Genomic DNA, 24,095 nt, shown 5'->3' with positions numbered 1-24,095 from the left:
GCGGCCCATCGGCTTCGGTGGTGGCCACCCGGTCGGTCAGGCGACCGTCCGGGTGGTTACTGTGCAGTCACTTAGGATGCCGTGCCACGGCATCCGCTGCTGACCGCACCCATCGGAGGCGCCTCATGGCTTCGCTCGACCCGGTACTCGACAAGGACGGCGTGCGGCTCACCGTCGACGAGGCGATCGCCACGGTGACGCTGACCAACCCGGCCAAGCGCAACGCGCAGAGCCCCGCTCTGTGGCGGGCGCTGACGGAGGCCGGGCGGGCGCTGCCCGGTTCGGTCCGCGTGGTCGTGCTGCGTGCCGAGGGTCAGTCGTTCTCGGCCGGGCTGGACCGTCAGATGTTCACGCCCGAGGGGATCGAGGGCGAACCGACCTTCATCGACCTCGCGCGCAGCGGAGACGCGGAGCTGGACGCCACCATCGCCGGGTACCAGGAGGCGTTCACCTGGTGGCGGCAGAGCGACATCGTGTCCATCGCCGCTGTACAGGGCCATGCGATCGGAGCGGGGTTCCAGCTGGCCCTCGCTTGTGACCTGCGCGTCGTCGCCGACGACGTGCAGTTCGCCATGCGCGAGACCAGCCTGGGCCTGGTACCGGACCTCACCGGCACGCATCCGCTGGTGGGCCTGGTCGGCTATGCCCGCGCGCTGGAGATCTGCGCGACGGGCCGCTTCGTCGGGGCCGAGGAAGCAGTGACCACCGGACTCGCGAACATCGCCGTATCGCCCGACCAGCTCGACGAGACGGTACGGGACCTGGCGACCGCCCTGCTCGCGGCGCCCCGCGACGCCGTGATCGAGACCAAGGCGCTGCTGCGCGGCGCGCAGGAGCGGACCTACGAGGCCCAGCGCGCGGCGGAACGGGCCGCCCAGGCCCGGCGGCTGCGGGATCTGGCGGGCGTCGGCGAATAGACGTGCCCCGCACCAGGCCCGCGACGCGGGCCTGGTGGCTCGGTCCGCCCGGGTACGCCTGCGGCGCGTTCGGCATCGACCGGGGCGCCGTCGGTCGGCTGCGCGCGGGGTCCGGGGCCGCCGGCCCCAGGTCCGTGGGCGGTTGTGTGGCGTCCGGCGCCGGCGCCCGAGCGTCGTGGGTCGGCCGCGCGCTGCTCAGAAGCCGTGGAGCGCCCCGCCGTCCACCGGGACCATGATGCCGGTCAGGTACGACGCAGCCGGGGACAGCAGGAACGCGGCCGTGCGGCCGAACTCGTCCGGGGTGCCGTAGCGGCGCAGCGGGATGCGGGACTCGTTGGCCGCGCGGGCCGCCTCCGGGTCGGGGGACAGGGCGTCCAGCTCGCGCACCCGGTCGGTGTCGATGCGGGCCGGGAGCAGGCCGACGACCCGGATGCCGCGCGGGCCCAGCTCGTCCGCGATGGACTTGGCGAAGCCCGCGAGCCCGGGGCGCAGCCCGTTGGAGATGGTCAGCCCCGGGATCGGCTCGTACACGGAACCGGACAGCACGAACCCGATGACGCCGCCCTCGGTCAGCTCCGCGGCGGCCCCGCGGGCCAGCCGCACCGCACCCAGGAACACCGACTCGAACGCCGCGGTCCACTGCTCGTCCGTGTTGTCGGCGACCCCTCCGGCCGGCGGCCCGCCGACGCTGATGAGGATGCCGTCGAAGCCGCCGAAGTGCTCACGGGCCGTCGCGATCAGCCGGGCCGCCGCCTGCGGGTCGGAGTTGTCGGCGGACACGCCCACGGCGTTCGCGCCCAGCTCCGCCGCCGCCTCCTCGGCCCGCTTCCCGTCGCGGCCGGTGATCACCACCTTCGCCCCGTCTGCGACGAGTTCCCGCGCGGCCGCGTTGCCCAGTCCGCGGGTCGCCCCGGTGACGACGTACACCCGGTCCTTCAGTCCAAGATCCATGGCCCCTATCCTGCCTTCTCGCCCCCGTCCAGGGCGAGGGCGGTCCCCACCAGGCCGAGATGGCTGAACGCCTGCGGAAAGTTGCCGAGCTGCCGGCCGGTCACCGGGTCGTACTCCTCGGCGAGCAGACCGACGTCGTTGCACAGCCCGACCAGCCGTTCGAACAACTCCCGGGCCTCGTCCGTGCGGCCGGTGAGGTGCAGGGCGTCCGCGAGCCAGAAAGAGCACGCGAGGAACGCGCCCTCCCCGCCCGGCAGCGGATCCACATCCGTGTGCCACAGGTCGTACCTGAGCAGGAGACCGTCCAAGGACAGCTCCGCGCGCACCGCGTCGATCGTTCCGGTCACCCGCGGGTCGTCCGGCGGCAGGAAGCCGACGAGCGGGATCTGCAGCAGCGAGGCGTCGAGCGCCCGTGAGCCGTAGTACTGGGTGAACGTGTTCCGGTCGGGGTCGTAGCCCCGCTCGCACACATCCCGGTGCACCTCCGCCCGCATGGCCCGCCAGCCGTCGAGGTCGCCGTCGAGGTGCGGATGCTCCTCCAGGGTGCGCACGCCGCGGTCGGCGGCCACCCACGCCATCACCTTCGAGTACACGAAGTGGCGGCGCCGCCCGCGCACCTCCCACAGTCCCGCGTCCGGTTGCCGCCAGGCCGTCCGCAGGAACTCCAGCAGCGCGCACTGCACCCGCCACATGTGCGGCCTCACCGGCAGCCCCGCGCTGCGGGCCACCGACAGGGAGTCGATGACCTCGCCGTACACGTCCAGCTGGAACTGCTTCACCGCGTCGTTGCCGACCCGGACCGGCGCCGAGCCGTGGAAACCGGGCAGCCAGGGCAGCTCGTACTCGGGCAGCCGCCGCTCGCCCGAGATGCCGTACATGATCTGCAGGTCCGCCGGTTTGCCGGCGACCGCACGCAGCAGCCAGTCGCGCCAGGCCTCGGCCTCCTCGTGGTAGCCGGCCGCCAGCAGGGCCTGGAGGGTGAGCGTGGAGTCGCGCAGCCAGCTGTAGCGGTAGTCCCAGTTGCGTACGCCGCCCAGGGACTCCGGCAGGGAGGTCGTGGGGGCCGCGACGATACCGCCGGTGGGCGCGTAGGTGAGCGCCTTCAGGGTGATCAGGGAGCGGACCACCACCTCCCGGTGCGGGCCGCGGTAACGGCACCGCGCCGCCCACGCGCGCCAGTCCTCGACACTGCTGTCCAGCGCCTCGAACGGGTCGACGAGGGCGGGGCGGGGCTCGTGCGAGGGGTGCCAGGTGAGGACGAAGGCGACCTTGTCCCCCTTGCCGACGGTGAACTCGGAGTGGGTGGCGAAGTCCTTGCCCCAGGTGCGCACGGGGGGCTCACTGCGCAACCACACCGAGTCCGGTCCTGCCACGGCCACCCGGTGACCGTCGCTCCGCCGCATCCACGGCACGATCGAGCCGTAGTCGAAGCGCAGCCGGAGCTCGCCGTGCACGGTGACCCGGCCGGCCAGGCCCTCGATGACGCGTACGACGTCGGGGGCGCGGTCGCGCTGGGGCATGAAGTCGGTGACGCGGACCGTGCCGTCCGGGGTGTCCCATTCGGAGTCGAGGACGAGGGTGTCGGGGCGGTAGGCCCGGCGCGTGCACAGGCGGGCCCCCCTGGGCGCGATCCTCCAGTGGCCGTGCTCCTCGGTGCCGAGCAGCTTGGCGAAGCAGGCGGGCGAGTCGAAGCGGGGCAGGCACAGCCAGTCGATGGACCCGTCCCGGCCGACCAGGGCGGCGGTCTGTTCGTCGCCGATGAGTGCGTAGTCCTCGATCCGCGGATGCACGGGAAGCGGGTTCCCGATGGGCCGACGGGCAATCAGGGGGTGGGCCGGGGGAGTGACGCCGCGTGGTGTGTGGCGCTGCCCGAGCTCGTGGCGCCCGCGCCGGAGAAGATCACCCCCGGGTGCGACGGGGTCTGGTTGAGGACCCACAGGCCGATCAGCGTGGCCAGGGTGAAGACGACCGCGACCAGCACGGTGAGGACGAGCCGGCGCCGGCGCTCGCGGCGCAGCCACGTGCCGCGCGCCGTCCGGTAGGCGTCGGGGGCGGCGTGCACCCCGTCCGCCAGCGCGGCGAGGGCCTCGCGCAGCTCCCGCTCCGTACGCTCCGGGGTGGTGCCACGCGACGGAGTCGCATCTCGATGCGTCATCGCCGGGCCTCCATCGCCTGGGTCAGGGCGGCGATGCCGCGCGCCGTGTGGGTCTTGACCGATCCGCAGGAGATCCCCATCGCCGCGGCGATCTCCTGCTCCTTCAGTCCGAGCCAGTGCCGCAGCACGAGCGCCTCCCGCTGCCGGGCGGGCAGCTGCTGGAGGGCGCGGATCAGCACCCGCTGGTCGTCGTGGAGGAGCGCGGTGCTCTCGGCGGAGGCGACGACCTCCTCCGTGGGCTTCTCCTCGTGCTTGCGGGCCACTTGGAGGTGGCGTATGCGCATCCGCGTCAGATTGCAGACGGTGGAGCGCAGATACGCCTCCGCCGCCTCGGTGTCCTTCAGACGCCGCCACTTCCGGTAGATCTGGTAGTAGGCCTCGGCCACCACGTTCTCCGGGTCGTCGGCGCCCAGCAGCACCGCCAGGCGCAGCATCGAGGCGTAGTGCCGCTCGAACAGGCGCGCCACACCGGCCTCGCGCTCCAGCTCCGCCGGGTCGCTCACCGCGGGGGCGAGGGGCTCGGGCGGCCCGGCGGGCTGTGGCACGGGGGCCAGCGTGACGGGGGTGTGCTGTCTGCGTCTCACGGGTTGTTCGCTCCCGTCTCGGGGCGCCGCCTGACGGTCAGGCGCGACGGCAGGTCGGTCGTGTCGGCGCCGCGCGGGACGCCGAGGCGTTCGAGGGCCGCGGTCCCCACCACGGCGACGATCAGGTTGAGGAGCAGGGCGGCGAGCCCCGCGTAGATCTCCAGCGGCGGTCGGCCGGTGGCGAAGGGCACGATCGAGGAGAACCCCTCCCGCACCACCAGGAAGGTGCCGGCCACCATGCCCGCGCCCCACCCGGCGAGCAGGGCCCGGGGGTGCAGCCGTCCGGTGACCAGGCCCACGGCCACCGCGGGGAAGATCTGCAGGATCCACACGCCGCCCAGCAGTTGGAGGTTGACGGCGTCCTGGTCGCGCAGCCCGAACACGAACGCCACCGCGCCCACTTTGGCGGTGAGCGACACCGCCCGGGCGATGCGCACCTGCCGCTTGGGCGTGGCCGTCGGGTGCACGTACTCGACGTACACGTTGCGTACGAAACTCGTGGCGGCCGCGATCGACATCACCGAGGCGGGGACCAGTGCGCCCACCGTGATCGCGCCGAACACCAGCCCGGCCAGCGGCCCCGGCATCAGCCGGTCCACCAGCATCGGCACGGCCGCCTCGGCGCCGCCCGCCGGCGCCCGCACCCCGGCCGCGAGGGCCGCGATGCCGAGGAAACCGAAGAGCGCGAGCAGCCCCGTCCAGGCGGGCAGCGCCACCGCGGTCTTGCGCAGGGTGCGCGGGCCGTCGGCGGCGAAACCGGCGGTGAGCACGTGCGGGTACATCAGCAGGGCCAGCGCGGAGCCCAGGGCGAGGGTGGCGTAGGCGGGCTGCTGGGCGGGGGTGAGCAACAGCGCGGAGTGCGCCGTGTCCGTGCCGCCGAGGCGCCGGGCCGCGCCGTCGAACACCGGGCCGGGGCCGCCGAGCCGGTCGAGGACGAGCCAGGTGACGGCGGTGAGCGAGACGAACACGGCCACCGCCTTGAGTGCGGCGATCACGGTCGGCGCCCGCAGCCCGTGCCGGTAGGTCGCCACGGCGAGCCCCGCGAAGAGCGCCACCATCACCAGGTCGCCCGTGGCGCCCCGCGAAGACACGCCCCCGGCCGTCAGCACGGCCCGTATGCCGAGCAGTTGCAGCGCGAGGTACGGCATCGTCGCCAGGATCCCGGTCAGCGCCACCACCAGGGCCAGCGGCGGCGAGCCGTACCGGCCGCGCACGAAGTCGGCTGCGGTGATGTAGCCGTGCCGACGGGCCACGGTCCACAGGCGGCTCAGCAGGACGAAGGCGAGCGGAGAGACGATCACCGTGTACGGCACCGCGAAGAAGGCGGGCGCGCCGTTGCCGTACGCCAGTCCGGGCACGGCGGTGAGTCGGCGCGCGGTGACGGCGAGCAGGGACGCTCCGCCGATCACGGCGAGGAACGTCGCGGTCATGGCGCCGTCGGCCATGGGTCACCGTCCTTGGTGTGCCTGTGCCCTCGCAGGAGAGTTGCGCGGACGGCCGGTTCGGAGGACAGGGAACCGAGAGGAAATCTTCCGGACATTCGCTGTCAACCGTTTCCGGCGGGTGGGCAACTCTTGCACGAACCGACAGCGAGCGGGAGAGCCGCGCGTACCGCGCACGTCCTGTCACGAGTGTCACGAATTCTCACACCACCCTTGAGGTGAGGAGCCGCCATGCCCGCATCACCCCTGGCCGAATCCGGACTCCAGGCGCCCGAAAAATCACGTGTATCCCCCCGGGTGGTTCTCGTCTGGACCGCCGTCTCACTGCTCGGTGCTGTCGCCTGGGGCGTCATCGCGCTGGCCCGCGGGGAGAAGATCTCGGCGGTCTGGCTGGTGGTGGCCGCGCTCGGCTCGTACGCCATCGCCTACCGCTTCTACGCCCGCTTCATCGCCCGCCGCGTACTGCGACCGGACGACCGCCGGGCCACCCCCGCCGAACGGTTGGAGGACGGCGTCGACTTCCACCCGACGGACCGCCGGGTGCTGCTCGGCCACCACTTCGCCGCCATCGCCGGCGCCGGGCCGCTGGTCGGGCCGGTGCTCGCGGCACAGATGGGATACCTGCCCGGAACCCTGTGGATCGTGGCCGGGGTGATCTTCGCCGGGGCGGTGCAGGACATGGTCGTGCTGTTCCTGTCCATGCGGCGGGACGGAAAGTCGCTCGGGCAGATGGCCCGTGACGAGATCGGCCGGGCGGGCGGGGCCGCAGCCCTGATCGCGGTCTTCGCCATCATGATCATTCTGTTGGGTGTGCTGGCCCTGGTCGTGGTCAACGCGCTCGCCCACTCCCCGTGGGGCACCTTCTCCGTCGCCATGACCGTCCCCATCGCCCTGTTCATGGGCTTCTGGCTGCACCGCATCCGCCCCGGCCGGGTCGTGGAGACCAGCCTCGTCGGCGTCGTGCTGCTGCTCCTGGCGATCGCCGGCGGCAGCTGGGTCCAGAACTCCTCTCTCGCCGGTGCCTTCACCCTGAGCCCGACGACCCTGGTCTTCTGCCTGATCGGCTACGGCTTCGTCGCCTCGGTACTGCCGGTGTGGATGCTGCTCGCGCCGCGCGACTACCTGTCCACCTTCATGAAGATCGGCACCATCGCGCTGCTCGCGGTCGGCGTCGTGGTCGCCGCGCCGGTGCTGCACGCGGACGCGGTCAGCAGGTTCGCGAGCTCCGGCGCGGGCCCGGTCTTCGCCGGCTCCCTGTTCCCGTTCCTGTTCATCACCATCGCCTGCGGCGCGCTGTCCGGTTTCCATGCGCTGGTCGCTTCCGGGACCACCCCGAAGCTGATCCGGAAGGAGTCCCAGGTCCGCATGATCGGCTACGGCGCCATGCTGATGGAGTCGTTCGTCGCGATCATGGCCCTGATCGCCGCCGCGACGCTGGAGCCGGGCCTGTACTACGCGATGAACGCGCCCGCGGGCCTCCTCGGCGCGACCGCCGAGTCGGCCTCCCACGCCGTGGCGGGCCTGGGCTTCACCATCAGCCCCGACCAGCTGACCCAGGCCGCCAAGGCCGTCGAGGAGCAGACGCTGATCGCCCGCTCGGGCGGGGCGCCGACCCTCGCCGTCGGCATGTCGGAGATCTTCTCCGGGGTCCTGGGCGGTACCGCGATGAAGGCCTTCTGGTACCACTTCGCGATCATGTTCGAGGCGTTGTTCATCCTGACGACGGTCGACGCCGGTACCCGCGTGGGGCGCTTCATGCTCCAGGACATGCTCGGCAATGTGTGGAAGCCCGTCGGCCGGATCACCTGGAAGCCGGGCAGCTGGCTGTGCAGCGGTCTCGTCGTGGCCGCCTGGGGCTACTTCCTCCACACCGGCGCCACCGACCCGCTGGGCGGGATCAACCAGCTCTTCCCGCTCTTCGGCATCGCGAACCAGCTGCTCGCCGCCATCGCCCTCGCCGTCTGCACCACGGTCCTGATCAAGTCCGGGCGGCTGCGCTGGGCCTGGGTCACCGGGATCCCGCTGGCCTGGGTGGTCGCCGTCACCTTCACCGCGAGCTGGCAGAAGATCTTCTCCGGTGACCCGCGCGTCGGGTTCTTCGCCCAGCGGACCAAGTACGCCGACGCCCTCGACGCCGGCCAGGTCCTGCCGCCCGCCAAGAACGCCCACGACATGCACACCGTGGTCACCAACTCGACGGTCGACGGGGTGCTGATCGCGCTGTTCCTGCTGCTGGTCGCGGTCGTGATCGTCAACGCCGCGGTGGTGTGCGTGCGGGCCGTCCGCTCTCCCGGGGCACTGCCGACCACCGAGGCGCCGTACGTGGAGTCCCGCCTCGACGTGCCCGAGCAGGCCGCCGACGCACTGGTGGGAGCCCGGTCATGAACGCCCGGCAGTGGGCGGGAGCCGTGCGCTGGTACCTGCGCGAGCTGACCGGGGAGGCGGAGTACGACCGCTACTGCGAGCGGCACCGCCGCCACCACCCCCTCGCTCCGGTGCCCACCCGCCGCGAGTACGAGGTGCTGCGCACACTGCACCGGGAGACCCACCCGCAGGGCCGCTGCTGCTGACACCGGCCGACGGACCGCGGGGCGGGCGCGCCGTCCCGCCCTGACGCCGCGCGCCCGCCCCGCACGTTCTCCACCGGCGGGACCGCCTGGCCGACCGCCTGCGGACCCGAGCGGACCCGGCCGCGGTCAGACCGTGGCCGGTGCCGGCTCCTCGCTCGTCTCCTGCGCCGCCTTCGCCCGCTCCCGGGCCTCTCGGCGGACCAGGATCACCCAGCCGAGGGGGACACCCGCCGCGAACAGCCACCACTGGACCGCGTACGGCAGGTTGATGTCGCCGAGCCCGATCCAGCTGCTGTCCTCCTTGGGCGACGGGATCAGCTCGGGGCTGCCGCCCTTCGGGGCGGGGGAGACCAGTTCGACGTAGCCGCCGAGCATCTCCTTGGCGGAGGTGTCGCCCGCGTCGCGCAGCAGAGCGCCGACCTGCTCGCTGTTGATCAGCATGATCTGGCGGTCGGGCAACCCCTTGAGGTTCTTGATGCCGCTCGCGGCCGTCGTCTCGTCCTGCATCAACCGGCCGGTGACCGTGATCTCGCCCCGGGCGGGTGCCGGGATGTCCGGGAAGGCGGTCTGCGAGGCGGGGGAGTCGATCCAGCCCCGGTTGACGAGGAGCGTCCTGCCGTCGTTCAGCACGAAAGGAGTCACCACGTGGTAGCCGACGTCACCATTGGCGTTCGTACGACGGCGCACCACCAGTTCGTGCGCCGTGTCGAAGTGGCCCTTGGCGGTCACCCGGCGGTAGAGGTCCTCGTGCCGGACGGTCCCGCCCACCGAGGTGAGCGACTCGGCGGGCACGGGCGGAGCCGCCAGCGATTCGTTGATCAGCTTGTTCAGCGCCTGCCTGTGGTCGTGACGGTGCAGCTGCCAGAAACCCAGCCTGATCATCGTGGGGATGAGCAGGAGAGCCACGAGGGTGAGGATCACCCACTGCCGGGACAACAGGAAGCGGTACACCCCACGACGGTACATCTCGGACCGTGCCGCGCCCGCACGGGGGTGCCTCAGACCCGGTCGACGATCCCCACCCGCCCCTCCGCGCGGGCGCAGTGCGCGCCGCAGTACCAGTGGCCGTCGACGTCGACGCCCTGGCCGATGATCTGGACGCGACAGTGTTCGCAGATGGGCGCCATACGGTGGATGGCGCAGGCGAAACAGTCGAAGACGTGCACCGCGCCCTGCGCGTGCACCTCGAACGTCATGCCGTAGTCGTTTCCGCAGACCTCGCAACGTGCCATGCGCCACAGCGTGAGCCGTCGCCGCTGCGCGGGCGAGCGGGCGCCGGGCGAGTCGCGTGGCAATCACCCGTCCGTACGGGTCACTCCGCCGACGGCACGGGTCACTCCGGCGACGCGGGTTCCACGTCCCGCAGCAGTTGCCCGAACGCGGCCTCGTCGATCACCGGTGTCCCGTACTGCCGCGCCTTCACCGTCTTGGACGTGCCCGAGTCCGGGTCGTTGGTGACGAGCAGGCTGGTGAGCCGGGACAGGCTCGTCGCCACGTGCAGCCCCGCCTCGACGGCACGGTCCTCCAGCAGTTCCCGGTCGACCGAGGTGTCCCCGGAGAACGCCACCCGCATGCCCTGCTTGAGTCGCTTGCCTTCCTCGTACCGCCCCGGGTTGGGGTAGGGGCAGGAGGGGCGCCTGCGGGAGGGGCGCCAACTGCTCGGGCGGTAGCCCCCGGAGGACTGGCGGGGCACCGTGGGGGCGGCGGACCACTCCGTCAGCGGGCGGCATTCCAGCAGCGGCAGCCGTACGCCGTTCCGGGCGGCGGCGTGCAGACTCGGCCGGAACGCCTCGGCCAGCACCCGAGCGTCGTCCAGCGCGTGGTGCGCCCGCTGCTGGACCACCCCGAAGTGCGCGGCCAGCGTCTCCAGCTTGTGGTTGGCCAGCGGCAGGCGCAGTTCCTTCGACAGCGCGATGGTGCACAGCCGCTGACGGACCGGCGCCTCGCGTTCCGCGCGCGCGTACTCCCGGGCGATCATCTGCCAGTCGAAGACCGCGTTGTGCGCGACGAGCACGCGGCCGTCGAGCCGGGCCGCGAACTCCTCGGCGATGTCCTGGAACAGGGGCGCCCCTTCGAGGGCCTCGCTCGTCAGACCGTGGATCCACACCGGGCCCGGGTCGCGCTCCGGATTGACCATCGTGTACCAGTGGTCCTCGACCTCACCGCGCGCGTCCAGCCGGTAGACGGCGGCCGAGATGATCCGGTCGTCCCGGGCCAGGCCGGTGGTCTCCACGTCGACGACCGCGTACCCCTCCGGATACGCGGCCGGCCAGGCGGCCGGGGACGCTGCGGTCGTACGGTCTTCGAGCATGGTCACTGAGGATACGGGCCGCGACTGACAGCCCCACGCCCCCACCCACTGCACGCGGTCCTCCTGCGCCGGGCGCACAACCCTCGGGCGTACCGGCAGCAGTTGACGGCACCGAAGCTGAGAACCCGTCAGAGGAGCTGGTGGCGGGCGCGCCCGGGTGCCGTCCACCTCATGAGGTGCCATCCTCCCCGTGTGATGGAACCCACGCACGACGAGGCACACGGCGGCGCCCTCGGCGCGCGGCTGAACTGGCTGCGCGCGGCGGTGCTCGGCGCCAACGACGGCATCGTGTCCACGGCGGGCCTGGTGGTCGGCGTCGCCGGGGCGACGACGGACCGCGGCACGCTGTTGACGGCCGGCCTCGCCGGGCTGCTGGCCGGCTCCATGTCGATGGCGGCGGGCGAGTACGTGTCCGTGTCGACCCAACGGGACTCGGAACAGGCGGCGCTGGCCATGGAGAGGCGGGAACTGAAGGAGCAACCGGAGGCCGAGCTCGCCGAACTGGCGGAGATACTGGAGCAGCGCGGCCTGTCCCCGGAGGTGGCCCGCGAGGCCGCGGTGCAGTTGACGGCACGCGACGCCCTGCGCGCCCACGCGCGCGTGGAACTCGGCATCGACCCCGACGAGCTGACGAACCCCTGGCACGCGGCGTGGGCGAGCTTCCTCGCGTTCACGGTGGGGGCACTGCTCCCCCTGCTGGCGATCGTGCTCCCACCGGCCGGCGTCCGCCTCCCGATCACGGTGGCGTCCGTCCTGGCGGCCCTCGTCGTCACCGGCTGGTCCAGCGCCCGCCTCGGCGCGGCGAAACCGGGCCGAGCCGTGGGGCGGAACGTGGTGGGCGGGGCGCTGGCTATGGGGGTCACCTATGCGGCGGGGGCGTTGCTGGGGGCGGCGGGTGTGTGACCGCGGGTGGTTCTGGGCACGCTCGCCGCGGCCGTCCGGTCATGACCAGCGGATCGGCACCGGCAGCGCCGTCAGCAGGCCCGACACCGCGACGACCAGGCCCAGCGCCACCACCTCCGCGCGGGCGGGGGCGCAGGCACCGAGCGGGTCGGCGGCGCGCCGCAGCCGCAGCCGGGCGACCAGGGCGAGCACGGCGACGACGGCCACGAGCAGCGCCTTGGCGAGCAGGGTCCGGCCGTAGGCGGTCGTGGTGAGCTGGTCGAGGATCGTGTCCGGCGGCATACGGCGCAGCGAACTCCACACCCCTGTCGCGGTGATCGCCGCCAGGAGGACGGCCGCCACGCGCGCGTAGAGCCCGAGCAGCGCGGTGCCGGCCCCGGGAGACGTACGCCAGCGCCGCAGCAGCCGCAGCGTGTGCAGCAGACCGCCCGCCCACAGTGCCGCGCAGGTGAGGTGAACGAGCGTCAGACCCGTGCCGGTCAGCGGGGAGTGCTCCGTGGTGGGGTGGGCGCGCAGTGCCTCGGCGACGGCCACCGCGGCCAGCGGGAACACCTGGAGGGACGGCCGGCGCGACAGGGCGCACAGCCCGGCCACGAGGAACGCGTCGACCTCCAGCAGGGCCAGTGCGCCGTCCCGGGTGCGGTACAGCCCGCCGACGTCGATCTGGGCCAGCCGGTCGGGGACCAGATTGCCGGTGGCGACGACCGAGGCGAGCCCCAGCGCCGCGACGAAACCCGCGCCCGCCGCGCACGGCGCCCAGCTGCGCGGCGACTCGGCCAGGGGCGCGCCCGGCACCCGGCGGGCCAGACGGGTGACGAGGAGCTCGCCGCCGGATACGCACAGGGCCGCGAACAGCGCCGTACGCAGCAGTCCGATACCGCCTACGCCGGGTGCGGCCGCCTCACCCGTGCCGTGCAGCGCGGCCGAGGGGCCGAGCAGCGGTATCAGGGCGGCGGCCGTCACGAGGGCGAGCACGGCGACGGCCCGGCGAACCGGGGGACGGACGACGGGGGCGGCGACCGCGACCGGGGCGGCGACCGCGACGGGCCTGGACGCCGTGTCGGCGTCCGTCCCGTCGGATTCGGCGCCTGGTCGTGTCGAGCTCACGTCACGATCTTCGCCAGTCGCCACAGAACCGGGCAACGGACGTCATTCAAGTGAGGGACCGGCATTCCGCCCAGGGACACGATTCCGGCCACCCGATGCCTCGGTCCCCGAGGGCGTGCCCTGCCCCACCGCCCGATGCCTCAGCCCCCGAGCGGCGCCTCGTCCCACCGCGCGGGATCCTCTCCCCACCGCCCGGGCGGGCGCGCCCAGTCGACCGGGCCGCCCGCGAAACGGACCGGTGGCAGGGCGTAGCGCAGCCGGCCCAGCGCGCTGTCGCTCTCCGCGAGCCAGGAGGCCGGGCCGTCGTACGCCGCCTGCGCCGACCCCGTGTCCCGGGCGGTGCCGTCCGTCAGCCAGGCCGCCGTGCGAGCCAGCGCCAGTCGTACGGCCCGGGTCCCGCCCTCCTCGGTCTGCTCGGTCAGGGACCTCAGGACCGCCCCGGCCAGCAGATACCCCGTGCCGTGATCGAGGGCCTGCGCGGGCAGCGCGCCCGGCCGCTCGGCCGAACCCTCGGTCGCCGCTATACCGGTTGCGACCTGGACCAGGCTGTCGAAGCCCCGCCGTTCGCCCCACGGCCCGTACGCGCCCCACGCCGACAACTGCGCCACGACCAGGCCGGGCCGGCGCTCGGCCAGTTGCTCGGCGGAGAGCCCCAACCGGTCGAGCGCGCCGGGCCGGTAGCCCGTGACGACCACGTCCGCCTCCGCCAGCAGTTCCTCGAAGGTCCGCCGGTCCCCGGCCGCCCGCAGGTCGAGCACCGCGGACCGCTTGCCGATGTCCATGTCGGCGTGCTGGTCGAGCAGTTCCGGCAGGTGCGGAGCGTCGATCCGCAGGACGTCCGCGCCGAGCAGCGCCAGGGTCCGGGTGGCCACCGGGCCCGCGATGACCCGGGTGAGGTCCAGGACGCGGAGGCCCGCGGCGGGCAGCAGCGGCTCGCCGTCGAGCGGCACGACCGGGCGTACGGGCGCCTCGTCGAGACGTTCACGGCCCACCAGCGGGTGTGCGGCGATCGCCCGCCCCTGTTCGTGCGCCGCCCACTCCCCGGGCGTGCGCAGCGCGACCGCGAGCCCCCCGGCCGCGTACACACTCTCCTCCACCTCGACGGAGGACCGCTCGGCGAGTACGGCGGCCACGGTCTCCGCGGACGCGTCCGCGGCCAGCCCCAGGGTGCCCAGCAGCCGCTTGCGGTGGTGCGGATAGTTGGCGTGCGTGCGCACCCAGCCGTCCGCCGTGCGCCAGAACCGCGAGAGCGGCGCGAAGTTGACCGGTTCACGGCCGTCGACCAGCAGATGCCGCTCGCTGTGGAAGGCGGTGGCCACGGCTCCGTCGTCGACCCGCACCTCGGGCACGGCCGGCAGCCCGGCCCGCCGGGCGCCCCACTCGGCGGCGGCCAGCGCGCACACCCCGACGCAGGCCCGCGCCACCTCCCGTACGGGAAGCCGCGAGGGCAGCGCGCCCTCCCGTACGACGGTCGAGATCCTCGGCAGCAGCGCGGGATCCCCGCCGAGTGCCGCCCATGCCACGTTCGTATCGGTCATGAGGGCACTATGCAGGGTGTACCGGATCAACAGGGGGAAGGGGCCGGGCAGGACCCGGCCCCTTCACGTCACTTCACCGCGCGCAGGGCGTTGACGACGCCGAAGCCGTAGAACCCGTTCACGCGCTTGCCGCCCACGCAGGTCGCGTCGACGACCCCGTCGCCGTCGCCGTCGTAGGGCGCGGTCGGGCAGCCCGGGTTGTCCGCCTGCGCCTTGAGGAGCGCCTGGAGCTGGGCCGGGGTCGCCCACGGGTGCGCGGACTTCAGCAGTGCGGCCACGCCCGCGACGTGCGGCGACGCCATCGACGTGCCCTGCAGGAAGCCGTACTGGTCGTTCGGCATCGTGGAGAGGATGCGCCCGTTCTTCGACGGCGTGTCCGGGATCTGGTACTTGTCTCCACCCGGGCCCGCCACGTCGATCACGCCGTCGCCGTAACTGGAGTAGTACGACTTGGCGTTGGTGACACCCGTGGCGCTGACCGTGACGACGCCCGGCAGCTGGGTCGGCACGTCGAAGCACTCGTGCGGGTCGACCGTGCGGGTCGCCGCGGTCGAGTCGTCGGGGCTGGAATCGTCGACCAGGGCGTGGGAGTCGAGGTCGTCGTTGGAGTTGCCCGCCGAGGCGACGTTGAGGGTGCCCTTGCGCTGGGCGTACAGCTGGGCCCGGTTGACCGCGTCGACGATGGCCCGCTGGTCCGGGTCGTCCATGCAGTTGTACAGCCACGGGTCCACGTAGTAGCTGTTGTTCGTGATCTCGACGCCGTGGTCGGCGGCGAACACGAACGCGCAGACGACGCTCTCGGGGTAGAAGAGCTCGTTGACCGGGTCGGCCACCTTGATGGCGGAGACCTTGACGTTCGGGGCGACACCGGCGACGCCGATGCCGTTGCGGGCCGCCGCGATCTCGCCGGCGACATGGGTGCCGTGGTAGTGCTCGGGCTTCGCCGGCCGCCAGGCGCCGTACGTGGTGTCCGCCTTGCCGCCGACGCAGTTCGCGGACTGCGCCGCGGAGAAGTTGGGAGCGAGGTCCGGATGCGTGTCGTCGACACCGGTGTCGATGACGGCGACCGTGACGTTGCGGCTGCCCGGGTTGATCTTTGCGGCCTTGTCGGCGCCTATCGCCCGCAGGTCCCACTGGTCGGCCTCGAGGGGCTCGCTGCCGTCCGCGGTCGCCGAGGACTTCGTGATCTTCGCCGCCTCCGCCTTCGTCAGGTACTGCGCGGCGCCCTCGTCCGTCGTGCCGGCGGCCGTCAGCGGGGCGGTCCGGGTGGCGCCCGCGGACTGCACTCCGCGGACGGCGCGGAGGGTGCGGGCGAAGTCCGGATTGGCGGAGTGCGCGACGATGACGCCGATCTTGTCGTAGGTCACCACGATCGTGCCGCCGGCCGCGGCTATCGCCTGCCGCACCGTCGACAGCGTGTGACGGTCCGTCCGGGTGTTGACGACGTAGGCGAGTTCCTGTCCCTCGGCGGCCTGCGCGCCGGCGGCGGTGCGCGGGGCGGCCGACGCGGCACCCGGCAGGAAGCCCAGCGAGGCGGTGAGCGACAGCACGACCGGTACGGCGAGGGCGAGGCGGCGTCTCGAACGGCGATGAACCATGGGATCTCCACATCATCCGGGAAAACGTGAACCTGCCGGACACGGATGACGTGACCGGCAGGTACATGACGAGTGGTGCAGGGTGAAGCTATCCGCCGCCCCGGCCGGGCAGCAACAAGTTCAAGCGAAAGAAAAAAAGCGAGTTGAACCGGCCCCCGCGCGGCGCCGTGACCCAGGGCAGGGAGCCCGAGCACGGCCGAGGGCCCCTGTCGGATCACATTCCGGAGCGCTACGGTCGCAACCGGTTACGTGATTGCCGTCACCCCACCCGCAACGCGAGGAGACACCGTGGCCACCGACGCACCTCCCCCCTCGAGGACAGAACACGTCCTGCCGTCCGCCGAGGAGTTCGGCGCGGTGCAGCAGAGCGCCGAATTCGCCGAACTGCGCCGCTCCCACCGCTCGTTCGCCTTCCCGCTGACTGTCGCGTTCATCGCCTGGTACCTGGCCTACGTCCTGCTGTCGAACTACGCAGGCGATTTCATGGGCACCAAGCTCTTCGGCAACGTCAACGTCGCCCTGGTGCTCGGCCTAGCCCAGTTCCTCACCACGTTCCTGATCGCCTGGTGGTACGCGCGGCACGCCGCCGCCAAGCTCGACCCCAAGGCCGAGGCCATCAAGTCCCGGATGGAGGGCCGCGCATGAGCCCCGCACTCGTCCTGGCCGCCGGTGAGGCGAGCAAGCACCGGCCGCTGATCATCACCCTGTTCGCGGTGTTCGTCGCCGCGACCCTCGTCATCACCGTCTGGGCGGGCCGTCAGACCAGGAACGCCGCCGACTTCTACGCGGGCGGACGGCAGTTCACCGCCTTCCAGAACGGCCTCGCCGTGTCCGGCGACTACATGTCCGCCGCGTCCTTCCTCGGCATCGCGGGCGCCATCGCCCTCTTCGGCTACGACGGCTTCCTGTACTCCATCGGCTTCCTGGTCGCCTGGCTGGTCGCCCTGCTCCTGGTCGCCGAACCACTGCGCAACTCCGGCCGCTACACCATGGGCGACGTCCTGGCCTACCGCATGCGCCAGCGCCCGGTGCGCACAGCCGCCGGCACCTCCACGATCGTCGTGTCGATCTTCTACCTGCTGGCACAGATGGCGGGCGCGGGCGTCCTCGTCTCACTGCTGCTTGGTATCACCAGCGACGGCGGCAAGATCGGCATCGTCGCCCTGGTCGGCCTGCTGATGATCGTGTACGTCACCATCGGCGGCATGAAGGGCACCACCTGGGTGCAGATGGTCAAGGCCGTGCTGCTGATCGCGGGCGCTCTGCTGCTGACCTTCCTGGTGCTGCTGAAGTTCCACTTCAACATCTCCGACCTGCTCGGCAAGGCCGCCGAGAACAGCGGCAAGGGTTCCGCCTTCCTGGAGCCCGGCCTGAAGTACGGCGCCACCGGCACCACCAAGCTGGACTTCCTCTCGCTCGGCATCGCCCTGGTCCTCGGCACCGCCGGCCTGCCGCACATCCTGATCCGCTTCTACACCGTGCCCACCGCCAAGGCCGCCCGGAAGTCCGTGAACTGGGCGATCGGCCTCATCGGCGCCTTCTACCTGATGACGCTCGCCCTCGGCTTCGGTGCCGCCGCCCTGATCAAACCGGACGAGATCATCGCCTCCAACAAGGCGGGCAACACCGCCGCACCCCTGCTCGCCCTGCACCTGGGCGGGGTGGACTCCAGCTGGGGCGCGATCCTGCTGGCCACCATCTCCGCGGTCGCCTTCGCCACCATCCTCGCGGTCGTGGCCGGACTGACCCTGGCCTCCTCCTCGTCGTTCGCGCACGACATCTACGCCAACGTCATCAAGAAGGGCACCGCCACCGAGAAGCAGGAGGTGGGCGCGGCCCGATGGGCGACGGTCGGCATCGGTGCCGTGTCCATCGTCCTCGGCGCCCTGGCCCGTGACCTGAACGTGGCCGGCCTGGTCGCCCTGGCCTTCGCGGTCGCCGCCTCCGCCAACCTGCCGACGATCCTCTACAGCCTGTTCTGGAAGCGGTTCACCACCTCCGGCGCCCTGTGGTCGATCTACGGCGGCCTGGTCACCGCCGTCGGCCTGGTGCTGTTCTCGCCGGTGGTCTCGGGCAAGCCGACGTCGATGTTCCCCAAAGTCGACTTTTACTGGTTCCCGCTGGACAACCCGGGCATCATCTCCATCCCGGTCGGCTTCCTGCTGGGCTGGCTCGGCACCCTGCTGTCGAAGGAGGAGCCCGACGCCGGCAAGTACGCCGAGCTGGAGGTGCGGTCACTGACCGGTGCCGGGGCGCACTGAGATCCGCTACTCGCCGACGGCCGCGTCGTCAGGATCGTAGGGTCCTACGACGCGGCCGCGTCGTCCCTCGTGGGAACGCGCCGCTGTCGTTGTCGGTGGCGTCACGTAGGCTCGCAGGTGATGGTGCGGGTGACGGAGAATGGGTGATCCGCGACGAGGGAGGGGGCCCACGTGCTCATCGACACCTACGGCCGGGTGGCCACCGACCTCAGGGTCTCGCTGACCGACCGGTGCAATCTGCGCTGCACGTACTGCATGCCCGAGGAGGGCCTGCAGTGGCTGGCCAAGCCCGACCTGCTCACGGACGACGAGATCGTCCGGCTGATCGACATCGCGGTCACCTCACTGGGCATCGAGGAGGTCCGCTTCACCGGCGGCGAGCCGCTGCTGCGCCCCGGTCTGGTCGGCATCGTGGAGCGGGTCGCGGCCCTTCGGCCCCGCCCCCAGATGTCCCTCACCACCAACGGCATCGGCCTCGGACGCACCGCGGCGGCCCTGAAGGCGGTGGGCCTGGACCGGGTGAACGTCTCGCTGGACACCCTGCGCCCGGACGTCTTCAAGACCCTCACCCGCAGGGACCGCCACAAGGACGTCCTCCACGGCCTGACGGCCGCCCGGGAGGCCGGCCTGACCCCGGTCAAGGTCAACGCGGTCCTCATGCCGGGGCTGAACGCCGACGAGGCCCCGGACCTGCTCGCCTGGGCGGTGGAGCACGACTACGAGCTGCGCTTCATCGAGCAGATGCCCCTGGACGCCCAGCACGGCTGGAAGCGCGAGGGCATGGTCACCGCCGGGGACATCCTCGCCTCGCTGCGGACCCGTTTCGAGCTGACCCCGGAGCGCGCCGAGGAGCGCGGCTCCGCCCCGGCCGAACGCTGGCTGGTCGACGGCGGTCCGCACCGCGTCGGCGTCATCGCCTCCGTCACCCGCCCGTTCTGCGCGGCCTGCGACCGCACCCGCCTGACGGCCGACGGACAGATACGCACCTGCCTGTTCGCCACCGAGGAGACCGACCTGCGCGGCGCGCTCCGCTCCGGCGCCCCGGACGAGGAGATCGCCCGCATCTGGCGGCTCGCGATGTGGGGCAAGAAGGCGGGCGCCGGCCTGGACGACCCGTCGTTCGTCCAGCCGGACCGGCCGATGTCGGCGATCGGGGGTTAGGGACTGCTGGGGCTTCAGGCGCCTTCGGGCGCTTCCCAGTCCTCCAGCTTGACGACGTCCTTCAGGAACCCCCGCACACCGAGGAACTGCGACAGATGCTCCCGGTGCTCCTCGCACGCCAGCCACGTCTTGCGGCGCTCCGGCGTGTGGATCTTCGGGTTGTTCCACGCCAGCACCCACACGGCGTCGGCGCGGCAGCCCTTGGCGGAGCAGATCGGGGTTTCGTCAGTCACAGCTTCGTCTCACAGCCACGGCAAACAAGGCGACGCCGAGCAGCCACGGGGGGAGCTGCCCGGCGTCGGTCTGTCGCTCCGACGGGGGATGCGGAGCGCGTACGAAGTATGTCATGGGTAACCCAGTACCTGGCACCGGAACAACATGATTGATCTGAGCTTTTCCTGAGCTTGGTGCAGGGTGCGATTCCGCTTGCCCGGCATCCGTCGTCGTCAGGTCCGCTCCCGTGGTTCGCTCGGGACTCCCGCCGCGGGCTCCGCCGTGGCGTCGTCCTGACCGGATTCCTTCGAGGCGTCCGCCGCCGGCGGCGCGATCATCGGACGCACCGGGACGTTGATGAACGTCGACGGCAGTGACGGCGCGTTCTCACGCCCGGCGTTCGCGATGACCACGGCGATGTAGGGCAGCACGGCGCCGAGCACCAGCGCGATGATCGCGACGGGCCGCTCCACGTTCCACAGGGTGGCCGCGAGGATCACCGACACCGTGCGGATGCTCATCGACACGACATAACGGCGCTGCCGGCCACGCACGTCCGCCTCGAGCCCCTGCCGGGCGCCCGTGATCCGGAACACCTGGGCGTTGCTGCCACCGCCGCTCCGCTTCCGCATCACACTGCACCACCCGCCTGTCCCGGACTCTCCCCGGCCCGTACCTGCCCCGTAGCCGGTCAGGACCGAGCCCGAACACTGACCACGTTACGCCGCGCCCCGGCCGCCATCGAGACCGGGGCGCCTCCTGCCTGCGTGAACGCGCAGCGCACCCCGCGTACGGGTGATCCCGGCATGCGCCGTACGGCGGGCGGTCCGAGACTGGGCGTACTGCTCACGTCTCACGTCGAGCCGTACAACCGTGCGAGGAGCCGAGGAGGCAGCCATGGGCTGGTTGTGGGCGATCATCGTCGGATTCGTGCTGGGCCTGCTGGCCAAGCTCATCCTGCCGGGCAAGCAGCACAGTCCCCTGTGGCTGACCACCCTGCTGGGCACGATCGGCGGCCTCGTCGGGAACGCCGTCGCCCGCGCCATCGGCATCGCCGCCACCCCGGGCATCGACTGGGGCCGCCACGGCCTCCAGCTCGCCGCGGCGGTCCTCCTCGTCTTCATCGGCGAGATGGCGTACATGACACGCAGGGGCAGCAGACAGCGGGCATGACGGAACGGCGAAGGGGCGGGCCCACGACGGGACCGCCCCTCCCTCCTGCCCTGCGGGCCGGAGGGGGTCACACGCCCTGGCTGACCGAGCTCATGTTGAAGTCCGGCACCCGAAGCGGCGGCATCGCGGCCCGGGTGAACCAGTCGCTCCACTCGCGTGGCAGGGTCTTCTCCGTGCGGCCGGCCTCGGTGGCCCGGCCCAGCAGGCCGACCGGGGACTCGTTGAACCGGAAGTTGTTGACCTCGCCGACGACCTCGCCGTTCTCGACCAGGTAGACGCCGTCCCGGGTCAGGCCGGTGAGCAGCAGGGTCGCCGGATCGACCTCACGGATGTACCACAGGCAGGTCAGCAGCAGCCCGCGCTCGGTGTCGGAGACCATCTCCTCCAGGGAGCGGTCGGAGCCCCCGTCCAGGATCAGGTTCCCGATCGCGGGCGCGAGCGGCAGACCGGTCAGGGCCGCCGTGTGCCGGGTGGTCGTCAGATGCTTCAGCTCGCCGTCGCCGATCCACTCGGTGGCCTGCACCGGCAGCCCGTTGTCGAACACCGACATGTCGTCGCCTGAGGCGTGCGCGACCACGAAGGGCGGTGTCTCCAGCCCGGGCTCGTTCGGATCGCTGCGCAGGGTCAGCGGCAGCTCGGAGAGCTTCTCGCCGATGCGGGTGCCGCCGCCGGGCTTGCTGAAGACCGTACGGCCCTCGGCCGCGTCCCGGGCCGACGCCGACCACAGCTGGTAGATCAGCAGGTCCGCGACCGCCGTCGGGGGCAGCAGCGTCTCGTAGCGGCCCGCGGGCAGCTCGATCCTGCGCTCCGCCCACGCCAGACGCCGGGCCAGCTCCGCGTCCAGCGCCGCCGGGTCGACGTCCTTGAAGTCGCGGGTCGAACGCCCCGCCCATGCCGAACGGGTACGGTCCGGGGACTTCGCGTTCAGCTCCAGCGTGCCGTTGGGCTGGTCGTGGCGCAGGCGCAGCCCGGTGGACGTACCCAGGTACGTCGACACGAGTTCGTGGTTGGCGAAGCCGTACAGCTCGCGCCCGCCCGCACGGGCTCGGGCGAACGACTCGCCGAGTGCCGGCGCGAAGTCCGTGAAGACGGCGGAGGAGGTCTCGGCGGGCGCGTCCGTGAAGTCCGGCGACTCGGCGACGCCCGTGACCAGCGGCTGTGCATCCTCGGCCGGCCCGGCGCCGCGCGCGGCGGCCTCCGCGGCCCGGACCAGCGGCTCCAGCTCGTCCGCGGTGACCGCCGAGCGGGAGACGACACCTGAGGCCGTGCCCTCCTTGCCGTCGACGGTCGCGACGACGGTGAGGGTGCGCCCGCGCGTGACACCGTTGGTGGTCAGCGCGTTGCCCGCCCACCGCAGATTGGCGGTGGAGTGCTCGTCGGCGATGACGACACACCCGTCCGCGCGGGACAGCTCGAGAGCACGCTCGACGATCTCGTGCGGCTTGTTCGTACGGGCGCTCATCGACCGGCCTCCTGCGTGGTGTTGAGACTGTGCTGTCCCGGGGGGCGACCCCCGGACCCCCGGCCGATTCCGCAGCTGACGCTCATCGACCGGCCTCCTGCGTGGTGTTGAGGATGTTGACGCCCCTGAAGAGGGCCGAGGGGCAGCCGTGCGAGACGGACGCGACCTGGCCCGGCTGGGCCTTGCCGCAGTTGAAGGCGCCGCCGAGGACGTACGTCTGGGGGCCGCCGACGGCCGCCATGGAGCCCCAGAAGTCCGTCGTCGTGGCCTGGTACGCGACATCCCGCAGCTGACCGGTGATCCGCCCGTTCTCGATCCTGAAGAACCGCTGCCCGGTGAACTGGAAGTTGTAGCGCTGCATGTCGATGGACCAGGAGCGGTCCCCGACGACGTAGATGCCCCGGTCCACGCCCCCGATGAGATCCTCCGTCGACAGCCCGGCCGGGTCCGGCTGCAACGACACGTTGGCCATGCGCTGCACCGGCACGTGCGCGGGGGAGTCGGCGTACGCGCACCCGTTGGACCGCTCGAAGCCGGTGAGCCTCGCGATGCGCCGGTCCAGCTGGTAGCCGACCAGCGTCCCGTCCTTGACCAGGTCCCAGGACTGGGCCGCCACGCCCTCGTCGTCGTACCCGATCGTCGCGAGCCCGTGCTCGGCGGTGCGGTCGCCGGTGACGTTCATCAGCTCCGAGCCGTACCTGAGCTTGCCGAGCTGGTCGAAGGTGGCGAAGGAGGTGCCGGCGTACGCGGCCTCGTAGCCGAGGGCCCGGTCCAGTTCGGTGGCGTGCCCGATGGACTCGTGGATGGTCAGCCACAGGTTGGACGGGTCGACGACCAGGTCGTACACCCCGGCCTCGACGCTCGGCGCGCGCATCTTCTCGGCGAGCAGCCCCGGGATCTGTTCCAGCTCCGCGTCCCAGTCCCAGCCGGTGCCCGTCAGGTACTCCCACCCGCGCCCGACCGGCGGCGCGAGGGTGCGCATGGAGTCGAACTCACCGGTGGACTCGTCCACCGACACGGCGGTCAGCTGCGGATGCAGCCGCACCCGCTGCTGGGTCGTCACGGTCCCGGCGGTGTCGGCATAGAACTTGTTCTCGTGCACGGTGAGCAGGGAGGCGTCCACGTGGTTGACGCCGTCGGCCGCGAGCAGCCGCCCGCTCCACTCGGCGAGCAGACCCGTCTTCTCCTCGTCGGGCACGGTGAAGGGATCGATCTCGTACGACGAGACCCACGTCTTGTCGGAGTGCACCGGCTCGTCCGCGAGCTCCACCCGCTCATCCGACCCCGCCGCCTTGATCACCTGCGCCGACAGCTTGGCCATCGCCACCGCCTGCGACGCGACCTTGGCGGCGGCGTCCTGGGTCAGATCGACACCCGAGGCGAACCCCCAGGTCCCACCGTGCACGACCCGCACCGCGTACCCCAGGTCGGTGGTGTCCGAGGACCCGGCGGGCTTGCCGTCCCTGAGCCGCCAGGCGGCACTGCGCACCCGCTCGAGCCGGAAGTCGGCGTGCTCGGCCCCGAGCGACCGCGCGCGTGCCAGCGCGGCGTCGGCCAGGGCCCGCAGCGGCAGTGCCGTGAAGGCTTCGTCGATGGAATGAGGCACGGAGGTCTCCCTGCTGTCGTGGCCTGTCGGGTCCGATCATGTCGTGCGGGCGGGGGCGGGGACCACACCTTTGCGTCCGGCGACCGGACCCACCCGCCCGCGACCGTTCCCACGGCGGACGCTTCTGTAGGGACCCGACAGTG

At 72.1% G+C, this 24,095-nt stretch carries 23 protein-coding genes; 8 read left to right on the top strand and 15 right to left on the bottom strand.

What is annotated here, in order from left to right; translation table 11 throughout:
- Positions 1-125: 125 nt before the first annotated feature.
- Positions 126-917, top strand: coding sequence for an enoyl-CoA hydratase/isomerase family protein (locus SY2F82_RS35285; RefSeq protein WP_200423182.1), 792 nt, complete (start codon positions 126-128; stop codon positions 915-917).
- A gap of 195 nt (positions 918-1,112) precedes the next feature.
- Here SY2F82_RS35285 and SY2F82_RS35280 read toward each other — a convergent pair whose 3' ends face one another.
- The 5 genes from SY2F82_RS35280 to SY2F82_RS35260 are packed head-to-tail and all read right to left on the bottom strand — an operon-like array spanning position 1,113 to position 6,052.
- A complete protein-coding gene (locus SY2F82_RS35280) occupies positions 1,113-1,868 on the bottom strand; it encodes an SDR family oxidoreductase (RefSeq protein ID WP_200423181.1) in 756 nt (251 codons plus the stop codon).
- Positions 1,869-1,873: 5 nt separating this feature from the next.
- Entirely contained in the window at positions 1,874-3,658 is a 1,785-nt protein-coding gene (locus SY2F82_RS35275; protein WP_200423180.1) for a glycoside hydrolase family 15 protein, read from the bottom strand.
- Positions 3,659-3,690: 32 nt separating this feature from the next.
- Positions 3,691-4,023 carry a hypothetical protein gene (locus SY2F82_RS35270; protein ID WP_200423179.1) on the bottom strand — a complete coding sequence of 111 codons (333 nt, stop codon included), beginning with the start codon at positions 4,021-4,023 and terminating at the stop codon, positions 3,691-3,693.
- Positions 4,020-4,607 (bottom strand): sigma-70 family RNA polymerase sigma factor, encoded by a 588-nt coding sequence (locus tag SY2F82_RS35265; RefSeq protein WP_374707232.1) that lies wholly within the window; start codon positions 4,605-4,607, stop codon positions 4,020-4,022. Before SY2F82_RS35265 ends, SY2F82_RS35270 begins: the two co-directional genes overlap by 4 nt.
- Positions 4,604-6,052 (bottom strand): sodium:solute symporter, encoded by a 1,449-nt coding sequence (locus SY2F82_RS35260; RefSeq protein ID WP_200423178.1) that lies wholly within the window; start codon positions 6,050-6,052, stop codon positions 4,604-4,606. The genes SY2F82_RS35265 and SY2F82_RS35260 overlap by 4 nt, the downstream gene beginning before the upstream one ends.
- Before the next feature lie 228 nt (positions 6,053-6,280).
- On the opposite strand from SY2F82_RS35260, the gene SY2F82_RS35255 reads away from it, so the two are divergent.
- Positions 6,281-8,434, top strand: a complete 2,154-nt coding sequence (locus SY2F82_RS35255) for a carbon starvation CstA family protein (protein ID WP_200423177.1) — start codon at positions 6,281-6,283, stop codon at positions 8,432-8,434.
- Positions 8,431-8,619 carry a YbdD/YjiX family protein gene (locus SY2F82_RS35250; protein WP_103845197.1) on the top strand — a complete coding sequence of 63 codons (189 nt, stop codon included), beginning with the start codon at positions 8,431-8,433 and terminating at the stop codon, positions 8,617-8,619. The genes SY2F82_RS35255 and SY2F82_RS35250 overlap by 4 nt, the downstream gene beginning before the upstream one ends.
- A gap of 126 nt (positions 8,620-8,745) precedes the next feature.
- Here the strand turns inward: SY2F82_RS35250 and SY2F82_RS35245 are convergent, their stop codons facing one another.
- The 3 genes from SY2F82_RS35245 to SY2F82_RS35235 form a co-directional block, all read right to left on the bottom strand.
- Entirely contained in the window at positions 8,746-9,570 is an 825-nt protein-coding gene (locus tag SY2F82_RS35245; RefSeq protein WP_200423176.1) for an SURF1 family protein, read from the bottom strand.
- 47 nt (positions 9,571-9,617) lie between these two features.
- Positions 9,618-9,851, bottom strand: coding sequence for a hypothetical protein (locus tag SY2F82_RS35240; RefSeq protein ID WP_200423175.1), 234 nt, complete (start codon positions 9,849-9,851; stop codon positions 9,618-9,620).
- 101 nt (positions 9,852-9,952) lie between these two features.
- Positions 9,953-10,930 (bottom strand): DEDDh family exonuclease, encoded by a 978-nt coding sequence (locus SY2F82_RS35235; protein ID WP_200423174.1) that lies wholly within the window; start codon positions 10,928-10,930, stop codon positions 9,953-9,955.
- Between the two features lie 192 nt (positions 10,931-11,122).
- On the opposite strand from SY2F82_RS35235, the gene SY2F82_RS35230 reads away from it, so the two are divergent.
- Positions 11,123-11,833, top strand: a complete 711-nt coding sequence (locus SY2F82_RS35230) for a VIT family protein (RefSeq protein ID WP_200423173.1) — start codon at positions 11,123-11,125, stop codon at positions 11,831-11,833.
- 39 nt (positions 11,834-11,872) lie between these two features.
- Here SY2F82_RS35230 and SY2F82_RS35225 read toward each other — a convergent pair whose 3' ends face one another.
- The 3 genes from SY2F82_RS35225 to SY2F82_RS35215 form a co-directional block, all read right to left on the bottom strand.
- Positions 11,873-12,940: a CopD family protein gene (locus SY2F82_RS35225; RefSeq protein ID WP_200423172.1), complete on the bottom strand. Its 1,068-nt coding sequence runs from the start codon at positions 12,938-12,940 to the stop codon at positions 11,873-11,875.
- Between the two features lie 140 nt (positions 12,941-13,080).
- Positions 13,081-14,478: a CoA transferase gene (locus tag SY2F82_RS35220; protein ID WP_200423171.1), complete on the bottom strand. Its 1,398-nt coding sequence runs from the start codon at positions 14,476-14,478 to the stop codon at positions 13,081-13,083.
- Between the two features lie 68 nt (positions 14,479-14,546).
- Complete coding sequence (locus tag SY2F82_RS35215) at positions 14,547-16,076, bottom strand: S8 family serine peptidase (RefSeq protein WP_200423170.1); 1,530 nt, start codon at positions 16,074-16,076, stop codon at positions 14,547-14,549.
- A 288-nt stretch (positions 16,077-16,364) separates the two neighbouring features.
- Here SY2F82_RS35215 and SY2F82_RS35210 point away from each other — a divergent pair, with 288 nt between their 5' ends.
- The 3 genes from SY2F82_RS35210 to moaA all read left to right on the top strand — a co-directional run bounded on the left by SY2F82_RS35210 (position 16,365) and on the right by moaA (position 19,498).
- A complete protein-coding gene (locus SY2F82_RS35210; protein ID WP_200423169.1) occupies positions 16,365-16,721 on the top strand; it encodes a DUF485 domain-containing protein in 357 nt (118 codons plus the stop codon).
- Positions 16,718-18,337, top strand: a complete 1,620-nt coding sequence (locus tag SY2F82_RS35205; RefSeq protein WP_200423168.1) for a cation acetate symporter — start codon at positions 16,718-16,720, stop codon at positions 18,335-18,337. The genes SY2F82_RS35210 and SY2F82_RS35205 overlap by 4 nt, the downstream gene beginning before the upstream one ends.
- A gap of 171 nt (positions 18,338-18,508) precedes the next feature.
- On the top strand, positions 18,509-19,498 hold the full coding sequence (gene moaA, locus SY2F82_RS35200) for a GTP 3',8-cyclase MoaA (protein WP_200423167.1): 990 nt from the start codon (positions 18,509-18,511) through the stop codon (positions 19,496-19,498).
- Between the two features lie 14 nt (positions 19,499-19,512).
- Here moaA and SY2F82_RS35195 read toward each other — a convergent pair whose 3' ends face one another.
- Positions 19,513-19,731 carry a hypothetical protein gene (locus SY2F82_RS35195; RefSeq protein ID WP_200423166.1) on the bottom strand — a complete coding sequence of 73 codons (219 nt, stop codon included), beginning with the start codon at positions 19,729-19,731 and terminating at the stop codon, positions 19,513-19,515.
- Between the two features lie 213 nt (positions 19,732-19,944).
- Positions 19,945-20,343, bottom strand: a complete 399-nt coding sequence (locus tag SY2F82_RS35190; RefSeq protein ID WP_200423165.1) for a DUF3099 domain-containing protein — start codon at positions 20,341-20,343, stop codon at positions 19,945-19,947.
- A 265-nt stretch (positions 20,344-20,608) separates the two neighbouring features.
- Here SY2F82_RS35190 and SY2F82_RS35185 point away from each other — a divergent pair, with 265 nt between their 5' ends.
- Entirely contained in the window at positions 20,609-20,884 is a 276-nt protein-coding gene (locus SY2F82_RS35185; RefSeq protein ID WP_200423164.1) for a GlsB/YeaQ/YmgE family stress response membrane protein, read from the top strand.
- Positions 20,885-20,951: 67 nt separating this feature from the next.
- On the opposite strand, the gene SY2F82_RS35180 is transcribed toward SY2F82_RS35185, so the two are convergent.
- Positions 20,952-22,346 (bottom strand): TldD/PmbA family protein, encoded by a 1,395-nt coding sequence (locus SY2F82_RS35180; RefSeq protein WP_200423163.1) that lies wholly within the window; start codon positions 22,344-22,346, stop codon positions 20,952-20,954.
- A gap of 82 nt (positions 22,347-22,428) precedes the next feature.
- Positions 22,429-23,952 carry a TldD/PmbA family protein gene (locus tag SY2F82_RS35175; RefSeq protein ID WP_200423162.1) on the bottom strand — a complete coding sequence of 508 codons (1,524 nt, stop codon included), beginning with the start codon at positions 23,950-23,952 and terminating at the stop codon, positions 22,429-22,431.
- Positions 23,953-24,095: the final 143 nt, after the last annotated feature.

Origin of the sequence: Streptomyces sp. Y2F8-2 (genome assembly GCF_014905555.1) — a bacterium.
Taxonomy (GTDB): domain Bacteria; phylum Actinomycetota; class Actinomycetes; order Streptomycetales; family Streptomycetaceae; genus Streptomyces; species Streptomyces cynarae.
Note: the sequence above shows the minus strand (reverse complement) of the source record. Positions and strands in the feature narration are given on the sequence as shown.

Excerpts from the sequence above, each read along its gene's own strand:
- SY2F82_RS35285 (WP_200423182.1), top strand. The coding sequence starts at position 126 with ATGGCTTCGCTCGACCCGGTACTCGACAAGGACGGCGTGCGGCTCACC.
- SY2F82_RS35280 (WP_200423181.1), bottom strand. The coding sequence starts at position 1,868 with ATGGATCTTGGACTGAAGGACCGGGTGTACGTCGTCACCGGGGCGACC.
- SY2F82_RS35270 (WP_200423179.1), bottom strand. The coding sequence starts at position 4,023 with ATGACGCATCGAGATGCGACTCCGTCGCGTGGCACCACCCCGGAGCGT.
- SY2F82_RS35260 (WP_200423178.1), bottom strand. The coding sequence starts at position 6,052 with ATGGCCGACGGCGCCATGACCGCGACGTTCCTCGCCGTGATCGGCGGA.
- SY2F82_RS35255 (WP_200423177.1), top strand. The coding sequence starts at position 6,281 with ATGCCCGCATCACCCCTGGCCGAATCCGGACTCCAGGCGCCCGAAAAA.
- SY2F82_RS35250 (WP_103845197.1), top strand. The coding sequence starts at position 8,431 with ATGAACGCCCGGCAGTGGGCGGGAGCCGTGCGCTGGTACCTGCGCGAG.
- SY2F82_RS35240 (WP_200423175.1), bottom strand. The coding sequence starts at position 9,851 with ATGGCACGTTGCGAGGTCTGCGGAAACGACTACGGCATGACGTTCGAG.
- SY2F82_RS35235 (WP_200423174.1), bottom strand. The coding sequence starts at position 10,930 with ATGCTCGAAGACCGTACGACCGCAGCGTCCCCGGCCGCCTGGCCGGCC.
- SY2F82_RS35220 (WP_200423171.1), bottom strand. The coding sequence starts at position 14,478 with ATGACCGATACGAACGTGGCATGGGCGGCACTCGGCGGGGATCCCGCG.
- SY2F82_RS35215 (WP_200423170.1), bottom strand. The coding sequence starts at position 16,076 with ATGGTTCATCGCCGTTCGAGACGCCGCCTCGCCCTCGCCGTACCGGTC.
- SY2F82_RS35205 (WP_200423168.1), top strand. The coding sequence starts at position 16,718 with ATGAGCCCCGCACTCGTCCTGGCCGCCGGTGAGGCGAGCAAGCACCGG.
- SY2F82_RS35190 (WP_200423165.1), bottom strand. The coding sequence starts at position 20,343 with ATGCGGAAGCGGAGCGGCGGTGGCAGCAACGCCCAGGTGTTCCGGATC.
- SY2F82_RS35185 (WP_200423164.1), top strand. The coding sequence starts at position 20,609 with ATGGGCTGGTTGTGGGCGATCATCGTCGGATTCGTGCTGGGCCTGCTG.
- SY2F82_RS35180 (WP_200423163.1), bottom strand. The coding sequence starts at position 22,346 with ATGAGCGCCCGTACGAACAAGCCGCACGAGATCGTCGAGCGTGCTCTC.